The following is a 24,932-nucleotide window of genomic DNA, read 5'->3' as shown; positions in this document are numbered from 1 at the left end:
GTCGCGCCCATGATGATCAAGGTCGGCGTGCTGGGTACCGGGGCGGTGGGTGGCTATTACGGCGCGATGCTGGCGCGCGCCGGCGTGCCGGTGGCCTTCGTCGGCCGGCCGGCCCAGGCCGCCGCGCTGCGAGAACACGGCCTGCGGCTGCAGACCCGCAGCTTCGACGAGCGCGTGGCGGTGACGGCCAGCGACGGTCCCGCCGCGCTGCGCGACTGCGCGCTGGTGCTGTGCTGCGTGAAGTCGGGCGACACCGAGACCGCCGGCGACCAGCTCGCGCCGGTGCTCGCGCCGGGCTGCGTCGTGCTGAGCCTGCAGAACGGGGTCGACAACGCGACGCGGCTCGCGGCCCGGCTGCCGGCGTCGGTGACGGTGGCGCCGGCGGTGGTCTACGTGGCCACCGAGATGGCCGCGCCCGACCACGTACTGCACCACGGCCGCGGCGAACTGGTGCTCGCGCGCTGGGCGCCCGCGCCCGGGCGGGTGACGCCCGAGGCGGTCCAGGCGCTGTTCGAGCCGGCCGGCGTGCCGGTGACGCTGGCCGACGACGTGGACGCCGCGCTGTGGAGCAAGCTGGTGCTGAATTGCGCCTACAACGCCCTGTCGGCGATCAGCCGCCTGCCCTACGGCCGGCTGCGTCGCGGCGAGGGCGTCGAGGCGACGATGCGCGACGTCGTCGCCGAATGTGTCGCCGTCGCGCGGGCCTGCGGCGTCACGCTGGCCGACCCGTGGCCCGCCGTCGAACGCATCGCCGAGAGCATGCCCGGCCAGTTCTCGTCGACCGCGCAGGACCTGATGCGCGGCAAGCCCAGCGAGATCGACCACCTGAACGGCTTCGTCGTGCGCGAGGGCGCGCGGCACGGCGTGGCGACGCCGGTGAACCGGGCGCTGCACACGCTGGTCAAGCTGCTCGAGGCGCCACCGCACACTCCGGACAGGCACTGAGACTCTGAGACTTGTTGACGCGGCGGCCGCAGGGCCGACGTTTCTCCCGGGTAGGATCGCGCCCTTTGATCCGTTCCACCGCAGGGAAACCTACATGAAAGCCAAGACCCTCTTCGGCGCCGCCACGCTCGCGCTCGCTGCCGCTTCGTCCACCTGGGCCGCCGATGGCCTCAAGCCCGTCCTCGGCGTCGCGCTGACCGGAGGTGGCAAGACGCTCATCGATGTCGAGTACAGCGGCGGTTCCCACCGCAAGATCTCCAGCGGCGGTTTGACCCACGTGTTCGGCGGCATCGAGTACACCGAGCCCGGCTCCGCGGTCACGATCCAGGCCACCGTCGGCTACCACTTCGACCGCGCGTCGGCCAGCAACGGCTCGGTCAGCTTCTCGCGCGTGCCCTTCGAGGTGCTGGGCTTCTGGAACGCCAACGACAACTGGCGCTTCGGCGGCGGCCTGCGCAAGGCGACCAGCGCGCAGTTCGATGTGTCGGGCGTCCTGAAGGACTATGCCTCCGACTTCAACATGCGCACCAGCGTCGGCGTGGTGCTGCAGGCCGAGTACCTGTTCGGCGCGCACGGCAGCGTGTTCCTGCGCTATGTCGACGAAAGCTACAAGAGCAACTACCTCGTCGGCGGCGAGGTGGACGGCAACCACGGCGGCCTGGGCCTCGCCTGGCGCTTCTGATCGGGGCCATGGTGGTGGCAGCCACCTAGAATCGAGGGGTTTTCCCGGAGAACCCCGTGGCCGCCACCATCCTGCAACAGCTTCCCGCCGGCGAACGCGTCGGCATCGCCTTCTCGGGCGGCCTGGACACCAGCGCCGCCGTCCACTGGATGCGCGCCAAGGGCGCCATCCCCTGCGCCTACACCGCCAACCTCGGCCAGCCGGACGAATCCGACTACGACGAGATCCCGCGCAAGGCCAAGGCCTACGGCGCCGAGATCGCCCGCCTGATCGACTGCCGCGCGCAGCTCGTTGCCGAAGGCATCGCCGCCATCCAGTGCGGCGCCTTCCACATCTCGACCGGCGGCGCGACCTACTTCAACACCACGCCGCTGGGCCGTGCCGTCACCGGCACGGCGCTGGTCGTGGCCATGCGCGAAGACGGCGTCAACATCTGGGGCGACGGGTCGACCTACAAGGGCAACGACATCGAGCGCTTCTACCGCTACGGCCTGCTGGCCAACCCGGCGCTGCGCATCTACAAGCCCTGGCTCGACCAGCGCTTCATCGACGAGCTCGGCGGCCGCAAGGAGATGAGCGAGTACCTCATCGCCAATGGCTTCGACTACAAGATGAGCGTCGAGAAGGCCTACTCGACAGACTCCAACATGCTCGGCGCGACGCACGAGGCCAAGGACCTCGAGTTCCTCAACGCCAGCATGCACATCGTCAAGCCCATCATGGGCGTGGCGTTCTGGCGCGACGACGTCGCCGTGCCGGCCGAAACGGTGACCGTGGCCTTCGAGGAAGGCCAGCCGGTCGCGCTGAACGGCCAGCGCTTCGGCAGCGCGGTGGCCCTGTTCGAGGAAGCCAACCGCATCGGCGGCCGGCACGGCCTGGGCATGTGCGACCAGATCGAGAACCGCATCATCGAGGCCAAGAGCCGCGGCATCTACGAGGCCCCCGGCATGGCGCTGCTGCACATCGCCTACGAGCGCCTGGTGACCGGCATCCACAACGAGGACACGATCGAGCAGTACCGCCTGAATGGCCGCAAGCTCGGGCGACTGCTCTACCAGGGCCGCTGGTTCGACCCGCAATGCCTGATGCTGCGCGAGACGGCCCAACGCTGGGTGGCCCGCGCGGTCACCGGCGAGGTCACGCTCGAGCTGCGCCGCGGCAACGACTACTCGATCATGAACACGGTGAGCCCCAACCTGACCTACGCGCCCGAGCGGCTGTCGATGGAAAAGGTCGAGGACGCGCCGTTCACCCCGGCCGACCGCATCGGCCAGCTGACAATGCGCAACCTCGACATCAGCGACACGCGCCAGAAGCTGGGCATCTACACCCGCACCGGCCTGCTTGGCACCAGCTCGGACGGCAGCATCCCGCTGCTGACGGGCGGGGATGCGCCGCTGGCGGATTGAGCCTTCACGCAAGGTCATGAAAAACGGGCGCCGAGGCGCCCGCTTCTTCTGGGTCGACGATGGCGCCGCGCGGGCGCCCGTCCGTCACAGGCTCTGATTCGAGATCTTGGCCAGACCCTGTGCGATGTTGTCGCGGATCGAGCGTTCGATGGCCATCTTGGCCCGCTCGGTCCCGACAAAGGCTTCGCCGGCGCCGGCCGTGCCTTCGCTCTTGATCATCTCCTGCCAAACGGCAACGCCATCGGCGCGCTTGAGCGACCAGGCCATCTCGGTCTTGCAGGTGAACGACATGCCGAACGACGGCATGTCCAGGGTCATCAGCGACACGGTGAGCTGGTAGTCGGCACCGGCACCCTTGATCACGCGCGAGAAGGTCTTGGCCTTCTCGATCGACGCGGCCACGGCGTCGGCGATGGCGCCATCGGTGGCGACGCCCTTGCCGCCGGTAGCGGCCACCGACACGCTCTTCGCATGCTGCTTGGTCGTCTGGATGGTGTCCGGCGTCATGGCAGAGGGCGACGACGGCGCGACGGCGCAGCCACCGAGCAGAGCGGCGGCACACAGCAGCAGGCCAGCCAGCCCGCGGGATGAAACAGTCTTCAGCATCGACATGGAGTTCATTTCTTGGCGTTGAGGATGTTGGTCAGCACTTCGTCGACCATCTCGTCAGGCGACTTGCGGGTCAGCGAGGTGTGCAGCGAGTTGCCGCTGGCCATCGGAAAGTTCTGCGGATTGCGCACGGTGATCGTCAGCTCGATCATGTACATGGTGATGTCCCACATCCACTTGTCGAGGTAGGTGACGACCGCATCGGCCTTGTAGGGTGGCGCCTGCTCCAGCCCGCCCTCGACCTGGTACCCGCGCTTGGCGAGGTTCTTCTTGATCAGCTCGTCGATGCCCCGCTCGTCCTTGGGATCCTTCACCACATAGAGCGACTTGACCTTGCCCAGGTCGGCATCGGGCATCACATTCGCCGTTGCACGGTTCACCGCACAACCGGTGGTCGCGGCCAACGTGGCGCACGCGAACACCAGCGTCAATAGACGCTTCAACATCGGTTCATCCTCCCTCAAGCCCGGCCATCATTCTGAGGTGGCTGGGCAGTCACTGATATGCCCGCAAAACGGGCGCCTGCGCCGCCACCCGATCGGGGATCGGCGCGGGCGATTGTAATTTTTTGCTTCTACCTTGCAGGCCCGGGCGGACCCGGACCATCTGACCTGAATCAGGCGGCCGCCTTTTTCGCCGCCGCCTTCTTCGCCGGCACCTTCGCCGCGCGTGGCTCGAACTCGAAGCTGACCTTGCCCTCCTTCTTGTCGTAGGCCAGGAAGGCCTTGAACTTGCGCCTGGTCTTGTTGGAGACGAAGTTCTCGAGCAGGTCGGTCTTGCCGGTGGTCAGCAGCTTGTGCAGCTGCTCGTGCGAGACCGGCTGGGTCAGGATGATCTTGCCGGTCTTGAAATCGCAGGTGGTGTGGGCGCCCACGGCGTGCTCGCAGACGTAGTTGCTGCCGTGCTCGTAGACGTGGCCCTTGCACTTGGGGCAGGGCCCCAGGCTTTGCTGGCCGGAGAAGTCGACCGGCTCGCCATCGTCCTTGGCCTTGTCGTCTTCGCCGAAGTCGAACTCGAGCTTCCAGTTGTTGATCTCGTCGTCGAAGACGAGCTTGAGCTCGGCGGTGAACGGCCAGCCCGCCTTGGAGCGAAAGCCCTCGAGCGGCCCGATCTTCTTGTCGATGAGGAAGCGCTCGACCTCGGCCAGCTCGAAGCTGCGCCCGCCCGGAATCTTGGTGATCGAGAAGTCGCACGCCTCGCAGGCGAAGCGGCGGTAGTTCTCCTTCACCACCCCGCCGCAGTTCGGGCACGGCGCCTTCAGCGTTGCGTAGTCGCCCGGAATCGTGTCGCGGTCGTACTCCTTGGCCTTCTTGACGATGCGCTCGGCCATCGTGGCAATGCCGCCCATGAACGCGTCGCGCGACATCCGCCCATGCTCGATCTCGGCGAGCTGGTATTCCCAGTTGCCGGTGAGTTCGGGCTTGGTCAGGTCTTCGACGCCCAGGCCGCGCAACAGCGTCATCAGCTGGAAGGCCTTGGCGGTTGGGATCAGCTCGCGGCCCTCGCGGTGCATGTACTTCTCGAGGATCAGGCCTTCGATCACCTGGGCCCGCGTGGCCGGGGTGCCCAGGCCCTTCTCGGCCATCGCCTCGCGCAGCTCGTCGTCGTCGATCAGCTTGCCGGCACCCTCCATCGCGCTGAGCAGCGTCGCCTCGGTGTAGCGCGCAGGCGGCCGCGTGGCCAGCGCCACGATGTTGACGCCCTCGTTGCTGACCGCCTCGTTGGGCTGCACCGGCACGAGGTTGGCGTCCTCGTCCTGCGCTTCCTTGCCGTAGACGGCCAGCCAGCCCGGATTGACCAGCACCTTGCCGTTGGTCTGGAAGTGGTGCTCGTTGACCTTCGTGATGCGGGTCGTGACCAGGTACTCGGCCGAGGGATAGAACACCGCCAGGAAGCGCTTGACGACCAGGTCGTACAGCTTGGCCTCGGCCTCGCTCAAGGACCGGGGTGCCTGCAGCGTCGGGATGATGGCGAAGTGGTCCGAGACCTTGGTGTTGTCGAACACCCGCTTGGTCGGCTTCACGTAGCCTTCCTTCAGGCCCTTGCGCGCGTGCTCGGCCAGCGCCTGCAGCGGCCCGGGCAGGTCCTCCTCGGCGATCATCTGGAAGGCCTGCTTGACCACCGGCAGGTAGTCCTCGGGCAGGTGGCGCGAATCCGTCCGCGGGTAGGTCAGCACCTTGTGCTTCTCGTACAGCGCCTGGGCCAGGCTCAGCGTCGTCTTGGCCGAGAAGCCGAAGCGGCCGTTGGCCTCGCGCTGCAGGGTCGTCAGGTCGTACAGCCCCGGGCTGGCCTGCGTGCTCGGCTTGGCTTCTTCGCTCACCGTGCCGGGCTGGCCGCGCACCGCGTCGGCGATGGTCTTGGCTTCGGTCTCCGTCCACAGCCGGTCGGCCCGGCGGTCCGGGTCCTCGTTCTTCTTGAACTTCGGGTCGAACCACTTGCCTTCGTAATCGCCGGCGGCGGCGCCGAAGCCGGCCTTGATCTCCCAGTAGTCGCGCGGGATGTGCTTACGAATCTTTTCCTCCCGCTCGACGACGATCGACAGCGTCGGCGTCTGCACCCGGCCCACTGTCGTGAGGAAGAAGCCGCCGTCGCGCGAGTTGAACGCGGTCATGGCCCGCGTGCCGTTGATGCCGACCAGCCAGTCGGCCTCCGAGCGGCTGCGTGCCGCGTCGGCCAGGCCGAGCATCTGCTCGTCCGAGCGCAGCGCGGCAAAGCCGTCACGGATGGCCTGCGGCGTCATGCTCTGCAGCCACAGTCGCTGAATGGGCTTTTCGATCTTGCCCTTCGCGCCGCCGGCGTACTGCACGATCAGGCGGAAGATGAGCTCGCCCTCGCGGCCTGCGTCGCAGGCGTTGATCAGCTCGGTCACGTCCTTGCGCTTGACCAGCTTGACGACCGCCTGCAGCCGGCTCTTGGCCTTGTCGATCGGCGCCAGGTCGAAGTGCGGCGGCACGACCGGCAGGTGGGCGAAGCTCCACTTGCCGCGCTTGACGTCGTACTCCTCGGGCGCCTTGATCTCGACCAGGTGGCCGACCGCCGAGGTGACCACGTAGCGGTCGTTCTCGAAGTGGTCGGCCGCCTTCTCGAACTTGCCGGCCACGGGGGTCAGCGCACGGACGATGTCCTGCGCGACGCTGGGCTTCTCCGCGATGATCAGTGATTTGCTCATTTCTTTGCCAGGTGCGCACGAGACCTGTCGGGTCCGTGCCTACAATTTGCCTTCACGCGCATGCACGCGCCTACGTACACCTACGCACGCGTGCGCACGCGCCCACAGATTCAATGTACCCAATGAAGCCGGTCAAGCAAGCCCGCCCCGCCAAACGTCCCGCCGCCCGCCCCACGGCCGCTGCCGCGCATGCCGCTGCCGGCGGCCGGCGCATCCAGGTGCGCCGCAGTGGCGTGCACGGCAAGGGGGTGTTCGCGCTGCAACCGATCGAGCCCGGCGAGACCCTGATCGAGTACACCGGTGAGGTCATCTCGTGGCAGGAGGCGCTCGACCGCCACCCGCACGACCCGAGCCAGCCCGACCACACCTTCTACTTCCAGCTCGACGACGGCGAGCGCGTGATCGACGCGCTGTACGGCGGCAACGCCGCGCGCTGGATCAACCACGCGTGCGAGCCGAACTGCGAAGCCGACGAGACCGATGGCCGCGTCTACATCAAGGCGCTGAGGCCGATCGAGCCGGGCGAAGAGCTGTTCTACGACTACCGGCTGTCGATCGACGAACGCATGACGCCAGCGCTGAAGAAGCGCTTCGAGTGCCGTTGCGGCACCGACACCTGCCGCGGCACGATGCTGCTGCCCAAGCGTGCCGCCCCCTCGGCCCGCCGCGCCCGAGAGCGCTGACCATGCAAGCCGGCGCACACCCCTTCGTCGATCGCCATGCCGGTGCCGAGCATGGCGGCCACCATGGCACCTGGGGCACGCAGGCGCTGTGGGAGCAGCTGAGTCCGATATTGCCGGGCCTGTCGATCGAGGTCGTCGATCGCCTGCCCTCGACCAACGCCGCCCTCGTCGATCGCCTGCGCGAAGCCTCGCGCGGCGCGCGTGATTCGCACGGCCGCGGCCTGCGTGCCGACGACCTGCGCCCGACCCTGCTGGTGGCCATCGACCAGACCCACGGCCGCGGCCGGCTCGGCCGCAACTGGCAATCCAGCGCCGGCGCCTCGCTGACCTTCTCGCTCAGCCTCGCGCTCGAGCGGGCCGACTGGTCGGGCCTGTCGCTGGCGGTGGGCGTCGCGCTCGCCGAGGCGCTCGACCCCAGCGGCCTGCGCATCGGCCTGAAGTGGCCGAACGACCTCTGGCTGCGCCAGCCGGGGGAAGGCACCGGCCGCAAGCTGGGCGGCATCCTGATCGAGGCGATCGGCCTGGGTGACCACCGGATCGCCGTGATCGGCATCGGGTTGAACGTGCAGCCGGTGCACCTGGCCGAGATGGCCGCGAGCCTGTCCGAGATCGAACCGCAGTTGACCCCCCCGGCGGCGCTGACCCGGCTGATGCCATCGCTGGCGAGCGCACTGGCGCGCTTCGAGCGCGAGGGCTTCGCCGGCTTCGAGGCCGCCTACGCCCAGCGCGACCTGTTGCTCGGCGGCCAGGTCGTCACGACCGACGCGGCCTGCCCGCGCGGCGAGGCGATCGGCGTCGATGCCGACGGCGCGCTGCGGGTCCGCGACCCGGCGGGCACCGTCCACCGCATCCTGAGCGGCGAGGTCAGCGTGCGCCCGGCCCCGGCGGCCGAGCCGCGCGGCTGAGCCCGGCCACGCCGGCACGATGCTGCGCCTGCTGGTCGCCGCGCTGCTGGCGGCCAACCTGCTGTTCTGGGCCTGGCACCACACGCCGTTGCCGCAGGCGCTGGGCGCCTCGTCCGCCGAGGCCGGGCGCGAGCCCGAGCGGTTGCAGCGGCAGGTCCACCCCGAGGCGATCCAGTTGCTGGCGCCCAGCCCGGCCGGCGTGCGCCCGATCGGCGCAGCACCGCTGCGTGCCAGTGCCTCCGGTGTCGCCGACGGCCTCGAGCTGGCGGCTGCGGGCGCTGCGGCGAGCGCGAGCGGGCGGGCTTCACCCCTGTCGGCGCCGCTGTGCCTCGAGGCCGGCCCGCTGAACGACAACGCAGTCAATGCCGCGGCGCGCGAGCTCGCCCAGGCCGGCGTGCCGGCCGGCGGCTGGGTCGACATGCGGCGCGAGCTGCCCGGCCGCTGGATCGTCTACATGGGCCGCTTCGCCGAGCGCGACGCCCTGCAACGCAAGGCCGAGGAGTTGCAGCGCCTGGGCCTGGCCGCCAGCGAGCTGAAGGCGCCGGCTGACCTGGCGCCGGGCCTGGCGCTGGGCGAGTTCGGTGCCCAGGCCGATGCACAGGCGCGGCTGGACCGCCTGCAGGCCCGCGGCGTGCGCACCGCCCGTGTCGTGCAGCTGCCCTCGCCCGGGGTCGAGCACCGCTTGCGCGTCGACCGCGTCGATGCCGCCGTCGCCGAGAAGCTCGCTGCCCTCAGCGGCCAGGGCGGGGCGACGCGCTGGCAAGCCTGCGGCTCCTGATCGACAGCGCGATCGAGGCCATCAGCAGCGCAGCGATGGCCACGGCCGACAGCGCGCCGCCACCGGCGCCCTGCTCGGCCAACGGCTGCCCGGCGGCGGATTCGCGGTCCGGGCCCAGCGCCACGGCGGCGCGCAGTTCGGGCGTGTCGATCTGCACGATCGGCCAGTTCGGCCGCAGGTAGCGCTCGCCGCGGGCCAGCGCCTGCGCGTAGGCCAGCGCCTGCGGCGCATCGAGCACACCGGCGCCGCAGGTGCTGGCAGTGCAGGCGCAGCGGCCCGGGCTGGTGCTGCTGCAGGCCGCCAGCAGCGCCGATTGCACATGCGGCCGCGCCGAGGCCGCGAGGCCGTCGATGAGCTGCTGCGACGTCAGCGCCGGGTTCAGCGCGCGCATCAGGCCGAGCGTGCCGCTGACGACCGGGGCCGCATAGCTGGTGCCGAAGTGGGCCGCGTAGCCGGCCACGCCGGGGCCCTGGCTGCCGAAGTTGGCCAGGCCGACCAGCCCGCTGTCGGCGAGCAGGCCGCCCCAGTGGCCGCCGGCATCGTCGCCACCGACGGTGGCGATGCGCAGCGCGGCGCCGAAGGCCGAGTAGTGCGTCTTGAAGCCGTCGCGGTTCAGCGCCGCGACGCCGACGACGTGCTCGCAGTTGGCCGGCCGCGTCGGCGCCGCATGGGTGTTGCCGCCGGCGGCGACGACGATCACGCCGCGCGCCCACAACTCGTCGATCGCGTCCTGGTACTCGGCGTTGCAGTCGGCCACGCCGCCGTAGCTGAGGTTGATGATCTGCGCCGGGTGCGGGTTGACCGGGGCCCATTCGGCGCAGCCGGCGTCGGGGTCGAGCGTGTCGGTGCTGCGGCGGCAGACGGGCAGCCCCGCGGCCCAGCGCAGGCCGTCGACGATGTCGTGCAAGGTCGCGCCGCACTTGCCGGCCACGCGCACCGGCAGCAGGCGCGCGGCCCAGTCGATGCCGGCCACGCCGAGGGCGTTGCCGCTGTGGGCCGCGATCAGGCCCAGCACCGCCGTGCCGTGCCAGGTGCTGTCGGTTTCGTCGCAGGCGCCGTAGCGGCCGGGGTCGCCACGGCGATCGGCGGCGCTGACCCAGTCGCCCGGGTCGCGGGCATCGGCGTCGCGCCCATCGCCGTCGTTCGCGTCGCCGCGCTGCAAGGCATCGTCCCAGTCCGAGACGAGGTCGTAGCCCGGCAGCAGGCGGGCGGGGTCGAGATCCGGGTGCGCGGTCCAGCCGCTGTCGAGCACGGCGATCACCGTGTCCGCCCGGCCGGTGCCGACGGCCCAGGCATCGCGCAGGCCCGGCACGCCACGCAGTCGCGCCTCGGGTGCATTGGCGTTGCTGCCGGACACCGGCTGCAGCCACCACTGGCCGTCGGCGCCGGGGAACAGCGGGTCGTCGGGCAGCGGCGCGGTGCCGCCGGCCTGCTGCTGCAGTGATTCGCGCCGGTCCGGCACCGCCCAGGCCACCTCCGGCCGCTGGGCCAGCCGGGCCTGCCAGCGTGCCGCCTCGGCGGCCGACCAGGGCCGCGCCGGGTGCAGGCGCAACGAGGCCCGGCCGACCGGCTCGAGCCGGATGCCGGGCAGCCGGCCCAGCCCCGTATCAGCCAGCAGCACGGCCCAGCGCCGCGCATGCAGCGCACGCTCGGCGCGCTCGGCGGGCGAGGCGGGCGAGGCGGGCGCGGCGGCAAGAGCATGCGCGCGGCCACCAGCGTGTGGCGGCGCATCGTGCAGGCGAACGATCAGCCCGCTGACCGGCTCGGCGCCGGGTTCGCCTCCCCGCGCGCCGGCCGCGCCGGCGCACAGCGCGAAGGCAAGCAGCAGGCGGCGGGCGAAATCTTTCATCGGCGGTCCATCACGGGCAAGGCAGCGGCGGGGCCCGCCGCGTGCGGGCGACCCGTCTTCGTCGGTTTATCGGCCGCGCCGGCAAAAACCGAAGGGCCGGGCCGGGCATGTTCGGCCCCGTGGACCGAACATGCCTGTCAGCTGCGGCCCGGTCGACGCCGCAGTGCCGCCGACGCGGCCAGCAGGCCCAGCGCCCACAGCGGCGCCAGCGCCCCGCCGCCGCCAGACGGCGCCGCGCTGACGGTCAGCGTCCGGCTGACGCTGGACTGCGCGCCGACGCTGTCGGTGATCGTCAGCTTGACCGTCACCGAGCCGGCGCCGCTGGCGACGAGCGCGGCGGTGGCGGCCGTGGTGCCACCGCTGAAGGCGGCCAGGTTGCTGCCGGCGGTGATCTCCCACTGGTAGGCGGCGATCGTGCGGTTGGTGCCGACCACTGACGAGCTGGCGTCCAGCGCCACCGTCTCACCCACCTCGGGCGCCGTGGGCGTGGCGGTGAAGGCCGCGCTGAGGGCCGTCGCCGTCACGGTGAACGATTTGCTGCTGCTGGCCTGCAGCCCGGCGCTGTCGGTCACGGTGAGGTGAACGGTCACGGTGCCGGTGCCGCTGGTCACCAAGGTGGCCGTCGAGGCGTTGGTCGCACCGCTGAACGAGGCGATGCCGCCACCGGCGGTGATGGCCCACTGGTAGGCGGCGATGCTGCGACCGCTGTCGACCACCGAGCCGGTGCCGTCGAGCACGCTGCTGTCGCCGGCCTCCAGCGTGGGCGGCGTCGCGACGATCGAGGCCGCCAGCGCCGATGCCAGCACGGTGAACTGGCTGCTGGTGCTGGCCTGGTTGCCGGCGCTGTCGGTGAGCGTCAGCCGCACGGTCACGCTGCCGGCACCGGTGGTGTCGAGCGTGGCGGTGGACGCGGTGCTGCTGCCGACGAAGGCCGCGATGCCGCTGCCGGCGGTGATCTCCCACTGGTAGGCCGCGATCGTGCGGCCGCTGCCGACCAACGAGTCGCCGGCATCCAGGGCCACCGTCACGCCGGCCACCGGGCTGGCCGGCGCGACCGCGATGTTGGCGACCAGCCCGCTCGCCGCAGCCGCGGCGGCCGTCACGGCTGCGCCGGCGTCGACCAGGCCGGCGCCGCAGGTGGTGGTGGTGCAGTAGCACTCGCTGTCCTGCGGCGTCGAGGTGGGCGCTTGGCAGGCGACGACGCCGGTGTCCGCACCGCTGCTGGGAAAGACCCGTGCCGTGCTCTGCAGCATGCTGCGCAGGTTGGCCGGCGTCAGTGCCGGGTCGGCCGACAGCATCAGCGCCGCGGTCCCGGCGACGATCGGCGAGGCGAAGCTGGTGCCCAGTGTCAGGCGCAGGTCGCCATCGGTGTAGGTCGATGCCGACGGGTTGGTGGTCCCGGTGTTGCTCGTCGTCAGGATCGGGTACAGGCAGGTGCCCGTGTCGTTGACGCAGTTGCCCGCCGGCGCGCTGACGGCCACTTCGGGGCCCAGGTTCGAATAGCCAACCTTGGTGCCGGTGTGACGCACGCCGGCCACCGCGATCACGTTCGGGCAGTTGGCCGGCACGCCGACGGCCAGGCCGTCGTTGCCGGCGGCCGCCACGACGGTCACGCCGGCCGTCGTCAGCTCGCTCATCACGGTGGCGTAGGCCGTCGTGCAGTCGCCGCTGGAGCCCAGGCTCAGGTTGATCACCCGCGCCGGGTTCGGGTTGGTCGCCACGCCGCTGACGCTGAAGCCCGCCGCCCAGCGCATCGCCGCGATGATGTCGGAGTCGTAGCCACCGCACTTGCCGAGCACCCGCACCGGCAGGACCTTCACGCCGCGGCCGATGCCGGCCATGCCGATGCCGTTGCCGGTGGAGGCGCCGACCAGGCCGGAAACCTGGGTGCCATGCCAGCTCGAATCCGACACGCCGCAGCCCTTGAACGCGCCGCTCGCGTCCGTGCCGGCGTCTTCGCCGGCGGTAATCCAGTCGCCCGGGTCCGATGCGTCGGCGTCGTCCAGATCCCCGTCGTTGGCCGTGGCCACGTCGTCGACCGCGTAACCGACGAAGTCGTAGCCTGTCAGCAGCTTGGCCGACAGATCCGGGTGGTCGAAGCGCACGCCGGTGTCGAGCACCGCCACCACCACGCTGCTGCTGCCAGTGGTGATGGCCCAGGCCGGCTCCACGTCGATCGAGGACTTGACCGTGCCGCTGTTCGGCCGCAGGTACCACTGGCCGGCGGCCGGCGTCGTGCCGTTGGTCTGGCTGGGGTAGAGCGCGTCGTTCGGCGCCGCGTAGGCGAAGCGGCGGTGGTCGACGACCGCCCACTCGACATCCGTATCCGCGGCGAGCCGGGTCGCCAGTGCCTGGGCGCCGATGCCCGAAGCCCGCATCACCTGGGTGCGCGGACCGATCGCCCGGCCATTGCTCAGCGACAGCTCCAGCCGCTTGCCCAAGGTGTCTGCGGCCTGCGGGCCGGCCGCGCTGCCCAGGGCCTGGGCCTGGGCACGCAGCACCGAGGCCCCCGACCTGAACTGCACGATCACCCGCGCTGCCTCGCTGCGCTGCGCGCGCTCGGGCAGGTGGCGCACCGGCGCGCGCTCGGCGGCGCCGGCGGCCGTCATCAGCCCGGTACAGATCAGCCACCCTGCCGCGGCCAGCAGTGCGCGATGCTTGCTCTTCATTCCCCACCTTTCACGACAACCCGGGGCCATCCGGTCCGGCGGCCAAGGCCGAAGTCTAGGAGCGCGCCGGTTTCCGCTTGGTTTCCGTGTGCTGCAGCGCGACCCGGCGGCCGTGCACTTGTCACAGCCGTCACAGCCGGCGATGCGCCAGCGCCGGCAGCTGTTCCCGCACCGCGTCACGCCGCTGCAGGGCGGCATCGGCCACGGCGAGGCCTTCGCCCTCGGGCTGCACCGCGAGCAACTCGCCCCAGGGGTCGATGACCATGCTGTGGCCCCAGGTGCGCCGGCCGTTCTCGTGCAGGCCGCCCTGCGCGCTGGCCAGCACATGGCACTGGTTCTCGACCGCGCGGGCGCGCAGCAGCAACTCCCAGTGCGCCTGTCCGGTCGTGTAAGTGAAGGCCGCCGGCACGACCAGCAGGTCGCAGGCCGCCGGCTGCATCAGCGCGCGATACAGCTCGGGAAAACGCAGGTCATAGCAGACCGACAGGCCGACCCGCAGGCCCTCGGCGTCGAACGCCACCGGCTCGCTGCCGGCCTCGAGCACGCGGCCTTCGTCGTAGCGCTCGCGGCCGTTGTCGAATGCGAACAGGTGGATCTTGTCGTAGCGCGCGACGCGCTCGCCGCCCGGCCCGTAGACGCAGCAGGCGTTGCGCACGCGCTCCGGCGTCGTGGCGCGAATGGGCAGCGTGCCGCCAACCAGCCAGATGCCGTGGCGGCGCGCGGTCTCGGCCAGGAAGGCCTGGATCGGGCCGTCGCCGTCGGCCTCGGCGATCGCGAGCTTGTCGTCGTCGCGCTGGCCCATCAGGCAGAAGTACTCGGGCAACGCGACCAGCCGCGCGCCGGCCGCGGCGGCCTGGGCGACGAGGCGGCCGGCATCGGCCAGGTTGCGGGCCACGTCGGGCGTGGAAACCATCTGCACGGCGGCGATCTTCATGCGCGTGGATTCTGCTACCGCGCGGGCATGGGCGCCGAGGCCGCGGCCGAATCGAAGTCCGGCAGCGGCGCATCGCCGCGCCGCTCGACGGTGTCGACCTGCGGGTCGGACCAGCTGCCGGTGACGCGGAACTCGCGCGTGCCGGCCTGCATCAGCGGCTTGCGCAGGAACAGCTGCGCCAGGAAGGTGCCCAGCCCGATCGCCGGGTTGATCGCCGCATAGGCAAGGGAAGCCGTGCCGGCGTTGATCTCGGGCACCACGACCATGTGCAGGTCCTGCGTCTCGCGCTTCAGATCCGCCTGGCCCTCGATCAGAACGGCCGCCTGCACGCCACGGATGCGCAGGTTGTTGCTGCGCGCGATGCCCTGCTCGAACGCGACATCGCCCGCGAAGTTGTCGAAGGCGAAACCCTGCTGGAACACGTCGCGGAAATCCAGCGTCAGGCGGCGCGGCAGCGCCTGCAGGCTCAGCACGCCGAGCAGGCGGGCGGCGCCGGGCTCGGCCTTGAGGAACTGGCCGGCATCGAGGTTGAGCTGGGCGTTGCCGGCCAGCGTGGGCCAGTCGGGCAGCAGCGGCGAGCCGGTCCAGCTGAACTGGCCCTGCACCCGCCCCTTGCCGCCCCGCAGCTGTTTGCCCAGGCCCGCGCGCTCGAGCGTGGCGCCCGCGTCGGCGACGTCGAGCCTGGCGTCCATCGCCATGCGTCCCTTCGCTGCCGCCCAGGTGCCGGTCGCAGCGAGCCGGGCGTCGGGCGATGTCAGCGCCAGCTTGGCCAGGCGCCAGTCGCGCGGTGCCGGGCCGTCGGCCGGGCGGCCATCGATCTCGAGCCGGCCGAACTTGCGGCCGCGCCACTCGAACTCGTCGATCACGAGGTCGATCGCCGGCAAGGTGCCGGCCGGCCGCAGCAGGTCGGCCGACGGGTCGGGCGCCGCCGGGGGTGGCGGCTCGCCCTCGGCCGCCGGCACTGTCAGCCGCAGCAGCCGGGCCTGCACGCGGGGCCAGGGTGCGGCCGCGCCTGCCGGGCGCCAGTCGACCTGGCCCTGGGCGGCGTCACCCTGCAAGGCCGCGTGCCAGACCTCGCTGTCGCCGCTGCCCCGCCGCTGCACGCTCGCGTTCAGGCTGCCGAAGCGGCGCCCGCCCAGCACCAGCGCGCCGGTGCGCAGCGCCACGTCGGTCGGCAGGTAACCAGCGACGTCCGGCGCGCGGCCCGCGCTTTCGCCGCCGCGGGCGGCACGCGGGTCGCCCGCGGCGGGCGCTTCGGGCGATGCCGTGCGCCAGCGTGCCAGCCAGGCATCGGCATGGAGCTGCGGCGTCTGCACCGCCGCGCTGACATTGCCGATGGCCGGCATCGGCGGCAGCGGGGCCTCGCCGAGCGCCAACGCCCCGCGCAGCACACGCGCACCGTCGGCCACCAGCTCGCGCTGGTAATCGGCCTGCAGCACGCTGCCGAGCTCGATGTGCAGTTGGTCGCGTGCCGGGCCCGGCTCGGCGCCGGCTTCGGTGGGCAGCAGCCGGGTCTGGATGCGCAGCGGCCAGCTCGCCTCGGCCGGCTTCCTGAACGGTGGCGGCAGGTCCAGCGCGATGCCGGTCAGCGGGCTGGTGATCTGCAGCTCGGTGTGGCCGGCCTGCACGCCAAGCTGCAGCTTGTAGGCCGCCTGGCCGGTCATCGCGCTGGCCAGGTGCGGCACCAGCAGGCCGAGCTCCCTGGCCTGGCGCAGGCCGTCGGCACTGGCTGTGCCCTGGGCGCTGACGCGCACCACGCCGTCGGCGGCCATGCCACCCTCGAAGCTCAGCTCGCCGCCGAGCGAGCGCGCACTGCCGGGGCCGATGGCGAAGCCGCGCTGCGTGAAGTCGATGCGCGATCTCGCCGCGGTCAGCGCCGGCACATCGGGCCGGATCCGCACGTCGTTGCCGGCCAGCGTGACGCTGCCCTTGACCGTCGTGTGCTCGGCATCGTTCAGCGGAATGCGCAGCGCCAGCTGCAGCTCGGCCGGGCCGGTGCCGGTCGCATCGTGCAGGGCATGCGAGAGCCAGCCGTCGACCGGCGTCGCGGCGACGTAGCGCAGCATGTCGGCCAGCGGGCCGCGGCCACCGCCTTCGATGGCCAGCGTCGGCTCGTGCATCAGATCAGCGATGCCGCCGTTGACGCCCTTCAACTCGATGCCCCCGAGCTTGGCCCGGGCATCCTTGATGTGCATCGCGCCGCGGTCGAACACCAGCTCGCCGTACAGCTGGGTGAAGACCGGCCAGCGCAGCGTGCCCTCGGTGAGCACCGGCGGCACGTAGGCGAAGCTCAGGTTCTCGGCCTGGGCGCTGACGTGGAAGTCGCTGTCGCGCGCGTTGGTGCCGGCATGGGCGAACGGGAACTCGTTCAGGTCGCCACGCAGGCGCAGCTTGGCATGGCGCACGGTGCCGCTCTGCACCGCGCCGCTCACGTAGGCGCGCGCCGAGGCCGCCACGCCGAGCGGCAGGTAACGCGCCACGCGCGCTGCCTGGCCCTGCTCGATCTGCCCGCTCACCTCGATCACGCCCGGGTAGCGGCCGCCCTTGCCGCGGCCGGTGCCCGCGCCGGTGTGCCAGTGCAGCTGCAGGTCGCCGCGCGCATCGGCATTGGCGAACCGGGCGTCGATCACCCGCAGGTCGATCGCCGGCGGCAGCGGCTCGGCGGGCCCCTTGGCGCCCGGCGCCGGGCGCTGCGGCTGGATCTGCCAGACGAGCTGGCTGCTGAAATGATCGACCGGCAACAGCGGGTCCTCGAACACGCCGGGCAGCTCGAGCGCACCGTCCTTCACCGCCAGCCGCGCCTCGCCGCCGGTCTCGCTGGCGTCGATCTCGAGATCGGCGCCGTGCCAGCCCGGCCGGCCGACGTGCTCGGCCTCGGGTGCCGGCGCGGCCGCGATCGACAGCTGGCCGACGCGGCCCTTGACGCGGTAGTGCACCGGCTGCTCGGGCGGGCCGACCCAGCTTGCCTGCAGCGGCTGCACGACCCCGCTGGGGGCGAGCTCGGCCAGCCCCTGGCGGACGTTGTCCGGCAACGGCAGGCGGCCGGCGACTGCAGCCATCAGGCCCAGGTCGAGCCGGTCGGCGCTGAACTCGCCGCCCGACACCGGCTCGTCCGACAAGGTCACCCGGTCCAGCCGCTGGCGCTGGTTCAGCACCAGGCTGAACCGGCTGGCGGGCCAGCTCGCCCCGTCGGCCGTCGCGAAGGCAAATTGCTGTGCCGCCACGCGCAGCGTGCCGGCGCTGCGCTCGGTCTCGAAGCGGCCCTGCAGGCGATCGAGCGCGACCGGCTCCAAGGACGGGCCGAGCTTGATCTGGACACCGTCCAGCGCCGCATCGAGCGTCGCTCGGCGCCACTGGCCCTTGGCCACATCGAGCCACAGCCGGGCCGCGCCGCTGCCGGCCTGCAGGTCGAACGGCAAGGTGACGTGCTCGCGCACACGGGCCAGGTCTGCGGCCGGCAGGTCGACGTAGACCGTGCCCGACCAGCGCGCCCAATCGCCGCTGCGTGCCAGCAGCGGCTGGTTGAAGTGGCCGGCCAGCATGAAACGATCCCCCAGGCCGGCGCCAGGCGTCGCATCGAGGCGGATCTCGTGCCGTCGCAGGCCGTTGCGCAGCACCAGGTCGGCGTCATGCAGCTCCAGCGGCGGCGCGGCGCGCTGCTGGTCGACCCAACGCAGCGTGCCGTGGCGCAGCACGAACTCCGGCTGATCGAGCAGCCAGTCGAGCGCGCCGCCACCCTCGCCAGCGCTGTCCAGCCGGGCCGAACCGTCCATGTCCAGCCCGGCCACGTGCAGCCGGCCCTGGGCGTCGCGTCGCACCTCGATCTCGGGCCCTTCGATGTACAGCTGCGAGAACACCAGCCGCAGGGCGAACAGCGATTTCACCGACAAGGCGGCGCTGATGCGCGGCAGGCGCAGCGCCTGGCGGCCGTCGCGGTCGGCGAGGACCACGTCGCGCAGCTCGAGCGCGGGCACCCAGCCGGGCGACTGCACGCTGATCTGGCCGATGCGCACCGGCAGCCCCAGCGACTGGCTGGCCCGCTCTTCCAGCTGCGGGCGCCATTCGTCGATGTGCGGCAGAATCCCCCAGTGCAGTGTCAGCCAGGCGATCAGTACGATGCTCCACACCGTGAGCACCAACACCACCGTCCAGCGCAAGGCCCAACGGGACAGGCCCAGCACCCAGCGGGACGGCCGGACCCACGGCGAAGGTGAATCGGCGCTTGTTGTGCCGAAGCGGGCAGCCAGGCGACGTAGCCAGGGCACTGGCGCAAAACGAGAGGGCATCGAAGGCATGAACAGAACCGGGCGGCAGGCCCCGGCGCCAGCCTCGTGGAATGACGCGGGCACGGCAGGGCATCCACACCCCCTCGCCGCGTCAGCGGGTCAATCTAGCACAGACACCCCGTGGCGCTGATCGGTTCCTCGCCGGCGACACCGGGCCCCATCGCGGCCGGGTTGGCCCCTGTTCAACGCGTCGGCGCCGCGGCGGAGCACAGCCGCTTCGTGCAACGTGTACGCAGGCGTTACGCGGCCGAGTTGCCGCTGCTGCCGCCCGGCGTGCCCGGCGCGGCGGCGATCCACGCGCTGATCGCCGCCCTCGAAACCGGCGGTCGACCGTTGCCGGCGGCGCTGCGCGTGGCGCGCCAGCTGGTGATCGAACGGCTCGCCGTGCTCGACGTGGAGCAGGGCGCGCCGCTGGCCGACGTGACCGCCGCGATGACCTGCCTGGCCGAGGTGACGCTGGAGCGCGCGTTGGCCCAGGCCCTCGCCGACACCGATGCACGGCATGGCCCGCCGCTGGATGCCACCGGCCGGCGCATCGACTTCTGGATCGTCGGCATGGGCAAGCTCGGCGCGCGCGAGCTCAACGTCTCGTCCGACATCGACCTGGTCTACGTGTACGAGGAAGACGGCCAGACGGTCGGCGGCCCGGGCGTGCCAATCTCGGCCCACGAGTATTTCTCGCAGGTCGCGCGCCAGCTCTACGCGCTGATCGGGGACGTGACCGACGACGGCTTCGTCTTCCGCGTCGACCTCGCGCTTCGGCCGAACGGCAACTCCGGCCCGCCGGTCGTGAGCCTGGCGATGCTGGAGGAGTATTTCCTCGTCCAGGGTCGGGAGTGGGAGCGCTTCGCCTGGCTGAAGAGCCGCGTCGTCGCGCCGCGCGAGTCGATCGCCAGCGGCCGCGCGCTGGCGCTGCGCTCGCTCGTCACCCCGTTCGTCTACCGCAAGTACCTCGACTACGGTGTGTTCGAGGGCCTGCGCCAGCTGCACCGCAAGATCCGCGACGAGGCCCAGCGCCGCGCGGCCGGCCGGCCCGAGCGCGCCAACGACGTGAAGCTCTCGCGCGGCGGCATCCGCGAGATCGAGTTCATCGTGCAGTTGCTGCTGGTCGCGCGCGGCGGGCAGTTCCCCGAGATCCGCACCCGCTCGACGCTGAAGGCGCTCGACAAGCTGGCCGCCGGCGGGCTGATGAAGGCCGAAGCCGCGCGCAAGCTGGCCGAGGGTTACATCTTCCTGCGCCAGGTCGAGCACCGCATCCAGTACCTCGACGACCAGCAGACCCACCTGCTGCCGACGGGCGACGGCGACCTCGCCTGGATCGCCGCCACGCTGCAGCTGGCCTGCAACGCCGATGCCTGCCAGCTGCTCGATCGCCTGTGCGACGTGCGCGAGCTGGTCGCGACCGAATTCGACGCGCTGCTGCACGATGGCCAGGCACCCACCGGCGCGCGGCCCGGCAACGGCGGCTGCAAACAGTGTGGCGACGGGCCGCTGGCGGTCGACAGCGAGACGCTGCTCGAACGCCTGCCCGCCGAGCTGGCCGAGCGCGTGCGCGCCTTCGCCGCCCGGCCGCGCGTGCAGGCGCTGCGCGACGAGAGCAAGCTGCGCCTGGGCAAGCTGATGCAGCGCGCCGCGGCCGGCGTCGCCAAGGGCGACTGCACGCTCGATGCCGCGCTGCGCCTGGTCGACTGGGTCGAGCCGCTGCTGCGGCGCGAGAGCTACCTCGCGCTGCTGGTCGAGCGGCCCGAGGTGCAGCGGCGCCTGCTGCGCCTGCTGGGGCTGGCGCGCTGGCCGATGCGCTACCTGATCCGCCACCCGGGCGTGATCGACGAGCTGGCCGACGAGCGGCAGCTGCGCGAGCGCTTCGACCGTGCCAGCTTCGTCGCCGACCTGGAAGAGCGCCACGCCGCCTGGGTGCGCTCGGGCGAGGCCGACGAGGGCTCGCTGCTGGACACGCTGCGCCGCGCGCACCACGCCGAGGTCTTCCGCACGCTGGTGCGTGACGTCGAGCAGCGCATCACCGTCGAGCAGGTGGCCGACGATCTCTCGGCGCTGGCCGACGCCGTGCTCGATTGCACCCTGCGGTGGGCCTGGGCCCACCTGAGGCAGCGCCACCGCGAGACCCCGCGCTTCGCGATCATCGCCTACGGCAAGCTGGGCGGCCTGGAGCTGGGCTACGGCAGCGATCTCGACCTCGTCTTCCTCTACGACGATGCCGACGAGCCCGACCCCGACCGCGCGCAGGAGGTCTACAGCGCCTTCGTGCGCAAGCTGATCGGCTGGCTGACGCTGCGCACCGCCGCCGGCGAGTTGTTCGACATCGACACCGCGCTGCGGCCGAACGGCAACTCGGGCCTGCTGGTCACCTCGATCGACTCGTTCGAGCGCTACCAGCGCGGCCGCGGCAGCAACACCGCGTGGACCTGGGAGCACCAGGCCCTGTCGCGGGCCCGCTTCTGTGCCGGCACGGCCGAGCTCGGGCACCGCTTCGAGGCGACGCGGCGCGAGGTGCTGTCGATGCCGCGCGAGGCCGAGGCGCTGCGCGCCGAGGTGCATGCGATGCGCGACAAGGTGCACGCGTCGCGGCCGGTGCCGGCGGGCAAGTTCGACGTCAAGCACAGCGACGGCGGCATGATGGATGCCGAGTTTGCCGTGCAGTACCTGGTGCTGGCCGAAGGGGCCCGCCATCCGGCGTTGCTGGACAACAAGGGCAACATCGCCCTGCTGCGCCGCGCCGAGGATGCCGGCCTGCTGCCGGCCGGCGTCGGGTATGCCGCAGCAGATGCCTACCGCGAGCTGCGCCGCGCGCAGCACCGCGCGCGGCTTGACGAGCAGCCGACCCAGTTCGACCCCGAGCTGCTGGCCGCCGAGCGCGAGGCCATCCTCGCGCTGTGGCGTGCCGTGTTCGGTGGCTGAGCTTTCTTGAGCGCCGACGCACGCCCCCTCGGGCCCTGGGCCTGGCCGGCCGCCACCGCGCTGGCCGGCCTCGGTGCGCTGCTGGCGTTCACCCTGCCGCGCGAGGCACTCGATTGGCAGCCCGCGCTGGCGCTGGCCGAGCCCTGGCGCGCGCTCAGCGCCGCGTGGGTGCACTGGAGCGTCCGCCACCTCGTGATGAACCTCGCCGGCTGCGCACTGCTCGGCCTGCTCGGCTGGCGCGCGCGCATGATGCCGCGCGGCGTGCTGGCCTGGGCGCTGGCCTGGCCGCTGACCCAGTTCGGCCTTCTGGCCCAGCCGGCCTTGCGCCACTACGGCGGCCTGTCGGGCGTGCTGCACGCGGCGGCGGCCATCATCGGCGCCCACCTGCTGGCCCAGCGACGCGATCGCCACGCACGCGGCATCGGCGCACTGCTCCTCGTCGGCCTCATCGCCAAGATCCTGTGGGAAGCCCCCTGGGGCGCGGCCACTCGCGCGGTCGAAGGCTGGGATTTCGCGCTTGCGCCGGCCGCGCACGCGACGGGCGCCCTGGCCGGCTTGCTGGCCTGGGTGCTCGTCGGGCGCCAGCGCTCCAGACCGCGCAACGACAAGAGCGAAAGCACGTCATGAAAGATCAGCGCCGCGCCCACCTGGACGCGCTCGCCGTCGCCAGCCTGCTGCTGTGCGCCGCGCTGTGGGGCCTGAACCAGACGGCCTCCAAGGTCGCGGTGGCCGAGATCCCGCCGCTGCTGCAGGCCGCGCTGCGCTCGGCCGGTGCGGCGCTGTTGCTGGGTGCCTGGGCCGCCGTGCGCCGGTTGCCGCTGCGGCCGGCTGCCGGCACGCCACATACGCTCGCCCCGGGCCTGCTGGCCGGGGCGCTGTTCGCGCTCGAGTTCGGCTGCATCTTCGTCGGGCTGCAGTACACCAGCGCCTCGCGCATGGCGGTGTTCATCTACCTCGCGCCGTTCTTCGTCGCGCTCGGCATGCCATGGATCGCCCCGGGCGAGACGCTGCGCGGCTGGCAGCTGGCCGGGCTGGTGATCGCATTCGCGGGCGTGGCCACCGCCTTCGGCGAGAGCTTCTCGACCGGCACCGGCGTGAACGACCGCCAGTGGTGGGGCGATGCGCTGGGAGTCGCCGGCGCCGCCCTGTGGGCCGGCACGACGCTGACGATCCGCGCCACCGCCCTGTCGAATGCGCCGGCCGAGCAGACGCTGATGTACCAGCTCGTCGTCTCGGCGCTGCTGCTGGGCGCGGCCTCGCAGCTCGCCGGCGAAGCCTGGCCGGCCGCCGCCAGCCCGCTGGCCTGGGCCGCGCTGGCCTTCCAGACGGTGATCGTGACCTTCGCCAGCTACCTGCTGTGGTTCTGGCTGATACGGCACTACCCGGCGACGCAGATCTCGTCGTTCACGCTGTTGACGCCGATCTTCGGCCTGGCCGCCGGCGTCGGCCTGCTCGGCGAGCCGCTCACGCTGCGCCTGGTGCTCGCGCTGGCCGCCGTGTCGGGCGGCATCGCGCTGGTCAGCCGCCGCCCCCGATCGGCCTGAACGGGCTCGCTGTCGCGTTCGCGGCAGGTGCGCCCGCGCCGGCTCGCTAGACTGCGCCGATCCACTCGCAGGAGAAACCCATGATCACGCTGTGCGGCTTTGCCGTCTCGAACTACTACAACAAGGTCAAGATGGTGCTGCTCGAGAAGGGCATCCCGTTCACCGAGGAATACGTCGGCTCCGGCGCCAAGGACGAAACCACGCTCGCCGCCTCGCCACTGGGCAAGGTGCCGTTCATCCGCACGCCGCAGGGCACGCTGTGCGAGAGCGAGGTGATCGTCGAGTACCTCGAAGCCGCCCACCCGAACCCGCCGCTGGTGCCGGCCGACGCCTGGGGCGCCGCCAAGGTGCGCGAGCTGACGACCTTCATCGAGCTGCACCTGGAGCTGGTGGTGCGCGAGCTCTACCCGCAGGCCTTCTTCGGCGGCACGGTGAGCGAATCGAACCAGGCCCGGGTGCGCAAGCTGCTGGAGAAGAACATCGCCGCCTTCAAGCGGCTGGCCAGGTTCGCACCGTATGTCGCGGGCAGCGAGTTCACCAGCGCCGACTGCGCCGCCTTCGTCTCACTGCCGCTGGTGGCGATGGCCAGCAAGACGATCTACGGTGTCGACCTGCTGGCCGAAGGCGGCATCGACTGGAAGCCCTACATCAAGCTGGTCGGCGAGCGGCCGTCGGCGCAGAAGGTCTCGGCCGACCGCAAGGTGGCGCAGGATGCGCAGATCGCGGCGATCAAGGCCAAGGCGGCCGGCTGACGATGCACCTTGTTACCGCGAGGCAAGGAAAAACCTCACGGTCAGGTGGAACTTCGACGAGCGGGCACACTCTTTTGCGAGAGGGGTGCTCGTTCCGACGACTGCCCCGGTGCGGGTTTGCGACACCCGCGCCTGTCCTCTTTCAGCCGCGCAGCCTGCCAGTCTTGCTGGCTGTCCCCCGGGAGCGCCTCTCCTCCTCCCTCCCTCCCTCATTCGCTTTCGGGCGCTGCGCGGCTCTCTTCTTCCTTCCCGGTGACACGCTGACGAGCGCCCGGCCATCGCCGGCGGCTCACTGGCCACTGCGCTGCCCCTCGGTCAGCGTGTCGACCTGGAACTTGCCGGACTTGTCGACCAGCCAGATCTCCTTGTAGGTCGCGCGGGCCAGGCGGGTGGGCGCGGGGAACTGGCCGATGCGCCGCAACAGGGCGACCACCCAGGGCCCGACCTCCTTGGCCGCGGCCGGCTCGCGCGTCAGCCGCACGTCGAGCACCCTGCCGTCGGCGTCGACGTCGGTCTCGGTGATCGCGATGGCGTACATCAGCGGCGGCAGCTTGCCGCGGTGGATATGCTGGGGAAACGACTCGTACACCCGCTGCGCCGCATCGCGGCGGTACTCCTGGTCGTTGCGCGCCTCGGAGACCGAGGCGGCGGCCACCTGCGTCGGCAGCGGCACGCTGTTGAACTGGGCCAGCGCCGGGAGGCTGGCGGCCGCGCAGGCGGCGAAGAGACCGGCGGCGAGCAGGGTGTTCATGCCGCGGTCTTCGACGGCCCTCCCGACCGCATCGACGCGGGTTTACCCGGC

18 protein-coding genes are annotated in these 24,932 nt (G+C 71.7%); 10 read left to right on the top strand and 8 right to left on the bottom strand.

Annotation, left to right across the window (positions count from 1 at the left end; all coding sequences use genetic code 11):
* The first annotated feature begins 15 nt into the window (after positions 1–15).
* From VJ693_RS23935 to argG, 3 genes are all read left to right on the top strand, one after another.
* Entirely contained in the window at positions 16–945 is a 930-nt protein-coding gene (locus tag VJ693_RS23935; protein ID WP_324158478.1) for a 2-dehydropantoate 2-reductase, read from the top strand.
* Between the two features lie 94 nt (positions 946–1,039).
* The gene (locus tag VJ693_RS23930) at positions 1,040–1,627 is read left to right on the top strand and encodes a hypothetical protein (protein WP_324158421.1); all 588 of its coding nucleotides are present in this window, start codon (positions 1,040–1,042) and stop codon (positions 1,625–1,627) included.
* 56 nt (positions 1,628–1,683) lie between these two features.
* Positions 1,684–3,036 (top strand): argininosuccinate synthase, encoded by a 1,353-nt coding sequence (gene argG, locus VJ693_RS23925; protein WP_324158419.1) that lies wholly within the window; start codon positions 1,684–1,686, stop codon positions 3,034–3,036.
* An 84-nt stretch (positions 3,037–3,120) separates the two neighbouring features.
* Here argG and VJ693_RS23920 read toward each other — a convergent pair whose 3' ends face one another.
* From VJ693_RS23920 to VJ693_RS23910, 3 genes are all read right to left on the bottom strand, one after another.
* On the bottom strand, positions 3,121–3,648 hold the full coding sequence (locus VJ693_RS23920; RefSeq protein ID WP_324158418.1) for a hypothetical protein: 528 nt from the start codon (positions 3,646–3,648) through the stop codon (positions 3,121–3,123).
* Positions 3,649–3,653: 5 nt separating this feature from the next.
* Positions 3,654–4,091, bottom strand: coding sequence for a hypothetical protein (locus VJ693_RS23915; RefSeq protein ID WP_324158417.1), 438 nt, complete (start codon positions 4,089–4,091; stop codon positions 3,654–3,656).
* Between the two features lie 170 nt (positions 4,092–4,261).
* Positions 4,262–6,814 (bottom strand): DNA topoisomerase III, encoded by a 2,553-nt coding sequence (locus VJ693_RS23910; protein ID WP_324158416.1) that lies wholly within the window; start codon positions 6,812–6,814, stop codon positions 4,262–4,264.
* A 122-nt stretch (positions 6,815–6,936) separates the two neighbouring features.
* On the opposite strand from VJ693_RS23910, the gene VJ693_RS23905 reads away from it, so the two are divergent.
* Genes VJ693_RS23905 through VJ693_RS23895 form a run of 3 tightly spaced genes read left to right on the top strand, consistent with a single transcriptional unit; the run spans position 6,937 to position 9,180 of the window.
* A complete protein-coding gene (locus VJ693_RS23905) occupies positions 6,937–7,497 on the top strand; it encodes an SET domain-containing protein (protein WP_324158415.1) in 561 nt (186 codons plus the stop codon).
* Between the two features lie 2 nt (positions 7,498–7,499).
* On the top strand, positions 7,500–8,402 hold the full coding sequence (locus tag VJ693_RS23900) for a biotin--[acetyl-CoA-carboxylase] ligase (RefSeq protein ID WP_324158414.1): 903 nt from the start codon (positions 7,500–7,502) through the stop codon (positions 8,400–8,402).
* 19 nt (positions 8,403–8,421) lie between these two features.
* Complete coding sequence (locus tag VJ693_RS23895) at positions 8,422–9,180, top strand: hypothetical protein (protein ID WP_324158412.1); 759 nt, start codon at positions 8,422–8,424, stop codon at positions 9,178–9,180.
* Here the strand turns inward: VJ693_RS23895 and VJ693_RS23890 are convergent.
* The 4 genes from VJ693_RS23890 to VJ693_RS23875 all read right to left on the bottom strand — a co-directional run bounded on the left by VJ693_RS23890 (position 9,134) and on the right by VJ693_RS23875 (position 18,759).
* Complete coding sequence (locus VJ693_RS23890; protein ID WP_324158410.1) at positions 9,134–11,029, bottom strand: S8 family serine peptidase; 1,896 nt, start codon at positions 11,027–11,029, stop codon at positions 9,134–9,136. The two genes, VJ693_RS23895 and VJ693_RS23890, sit on opposite strands and share 47 nt — an antisense overlap.
* Positions 11,030–11,166: 137 nt before the next feature.
* Positions 11,167–13,698: a S8 family peptidase gene (locus VJ693_RS23885; RefSeq protein WP_324158408.1), complete on the bottom strand. Its 2,532-nt coding sequence runs from the start codon at positions 13,696–13,698 to the stop codon at positions 11,167–11,169.
* A gap of 130 nt (positions 13,699–13,828) precedes the next feature.
* A complete protein-coding gene (locus tag VJ693_RS23880) occupies positions 13,829–14,632 on the bottom strand; it encodes a carbon-nitrogen hydrolase family protein (RefSeq protein ID WP_324158406.1) in 804 nt (267 codons plus the stop codon).
* A gap of 14 nt (positions 14,633–14,646) precedes the next feature.
* Complete coding sequence (locus tag VJ693_RS23875; protein ID WP_414652360.1) at positions 14,647–18,759, bottom strand: YhdP family protein; 4,113 nt, start codon at positions 18,757–18,759, stop codon at positions 14,647–14,649.
* Between the two features lie 318 nt (positions 18,760–19,077).
* Here VJ693_RS23875 and glnE point away from each other — a divergent pair, with 318 nt between their 5' ends.
* The 4 genes from glnE to VJ693_RS23855 all read left to right on the top strand — a co-directional run bounded on the left by glnE (position 19,078) and on the right by VJ693_RS23855 (position 24,130).
* Positions 19,078–21,834, top strand: coding sequence for a bifunctional [glutamate--ammonia ligase]-adenylyl-L-tyrosine phosphorylase/[glutamate--ammonia-ligase] adenylyltransferase (gene glnE / locus VJ693_RS23870; protein ID WP_324158477.1), 2,757 nt, complete (start codon positions 19,078–19,080; stop codon positions 21,832–21,834).
* Positions 21,835–21,840: 6 nt separating this feature from the next.
* Complete coding sequence (gene rrtA, locus VJ693_RS23865) at positions 21,841–22,461, top strand: rhombosortase (RefSeq protein WP_324158403.1); 621 nt, start codon at positions 21,841–21,843, stop codon at positions 22,459–22,461.
* Entirely contained in the window at positions 22,458–23,378 is a 921-nt protein-coding gene (locus VJ693_RS23860; protein WP_324158402.1) for a DMT family transporter, read from the top strand. The genes rrtA and VJ693_RS23860 overlap by 4 nt, the downstream gene beginning before the upstream one ends.
* Before the next feature lie 80 nt (positions 23,379–23,458).
* Positions 23,459–24,130, top strand: coding sequence for a glutathione S-transferase (locus VJ693_RS23855; RefSeq protein WP_324158400.1), 672 nt, complete (start codon positions 23,459–23,461; stop codon positions 24,128–24,130).
* A gap of 289 nt (positions 24,131–24,419) precedes the next feature.
* Here VJ693_RS23855 and VJ693_RS23850 read toward each other — a convergent pair whose 3' ends face one another.
* Positions 24,420–24,881 carry a hypothetical protein gene (locus VJ693_RS23850; RefSeq protein ID WP_324158398.1) on the bottom strand — a complete coding sequence of 154 codons (462 nt, stop codon included), beginning with the start codon at positions 24,879–24,881 and terminating at the stop codon, positions 24,420–24,422.
* Positions 24,882–24,932: the final 51 nt, after the last annotated feature.

The sequence above is a fragment of the Ideonella sp. genome, assembly GCF_035254525.1.
Taxonomy (GTDB): domain Bacteria; phylum Pseudomonadota; class Gammaproteobacteria; order Burkholderiales; family Burkholderiaceae_C; genus Ideonella.
Note: the sequence above shows the minus strand (reverse complement) of the source record. Positions and strands in the feature narration are given on the sequence as shown.

What these genes read in the sequence shown, in the direction of transcription:
- VJ693_RS23930 (WP_324158421.1), top strand. Translation starts at nt 1,040, where the DNA reads ATGAAAGCCAAGACCCTCTTCGGCGCCGCCACGCTCGCGCTCGCTGCC.
- VJ693_RS23920 (WP_324158418.1), bottom strand. Translation starts at nt 3,648, where the DNA reads ATGTCGATGCTGAAGACTGTTTCATCCCGCGGGCTGGCTGGCCTGCTG.
- VJ693_RS23915 (WP_324158417.1), bottom strand. Translation starts at nt 4,091, where the DNA reads ATGTTGAAGCGTCTATTGACGCTGGTGTTCGCGTGCGCCACGTTGGCC.
- VJ693_RS23910 (WP_324158416.1), bottom strand. Translation starts at nt 6,814, where the DNA reads ATGAGCAAATCACTGATCATCGCGGAGAAGCCCAGCGTCGCGCAGGAC.
- VJ693_RS23905 (WP_324158415.1), top strand. Translation starts at nt 6,937, where the DNA reads ATGAAGCCGGTCAAGCAAGCCCGCCCCGCCAAACGTCCCGCCGCCCGC.
- VJ693_RS23900 (WP_324158414.1), top strand. Translation starts at nt 7,500, where the DNA reads ATGCAAGCCGGCGCACACCCCTTCGTCGATCGCCATGCCGGTGCCGAG.
- VJ693_RS23895 (WP_324158412.1), top strand. Translation starts at nt 8,422, where the DNA reads ATGCTGCGCCTGCTGGTCGCCGCGCTGCTGGCGGCCAACCTGCTGTTC.
- VJ693_RS23890 (WP_324158410.1), bottom strand. Translation starts at nt 11,029, where the DNA reads ATGAAAGATTTCGCCCGCCGCCTGCTGCTTGCCTTCGCGCTGTGCGCC.
- VJ693_RS23885 (WP_324158408.1), bottom strand. Translation starts at nt 13,698, where the DNA reads ATGAAGAGCAAGCATCGCGCACTGCTGGCCGCGGCAGGGTGGCTGATC.
- VJ693_RS23880 (WP_324158406.1), bottom strand. Translation starts at nt 14,632, where the DNA reads ATGAAGATCGCCGCCGTGCAGATGGTTTCCACGCCCGACGTGGCCCGC.
- VJ693_RS23860 (WP_324158402.1), top strand. Translation starts at nt 22,458, where the DNA reads ATGAAAGATCAGCGCCGCGCCCACCTGGACGCGCTCGCCGTCGCCAGC.
- VJ693_RS23855 (WP_324158400.1), top strand. Translation starts at nt 23,459, where the DNA reads ATGATCACGCTGTGCGGCTTTGCCGTCTCGAACTACTACAACAAGGTC.
- VJ693_RS23850 (WP_324158398.1), bottom strand. Translation starts at nt 24,881, where the DNA reads ATGAACACCCTGCTCGCCGCCGGTCTCTTCGCCGCCTGCGCGGCCGCC.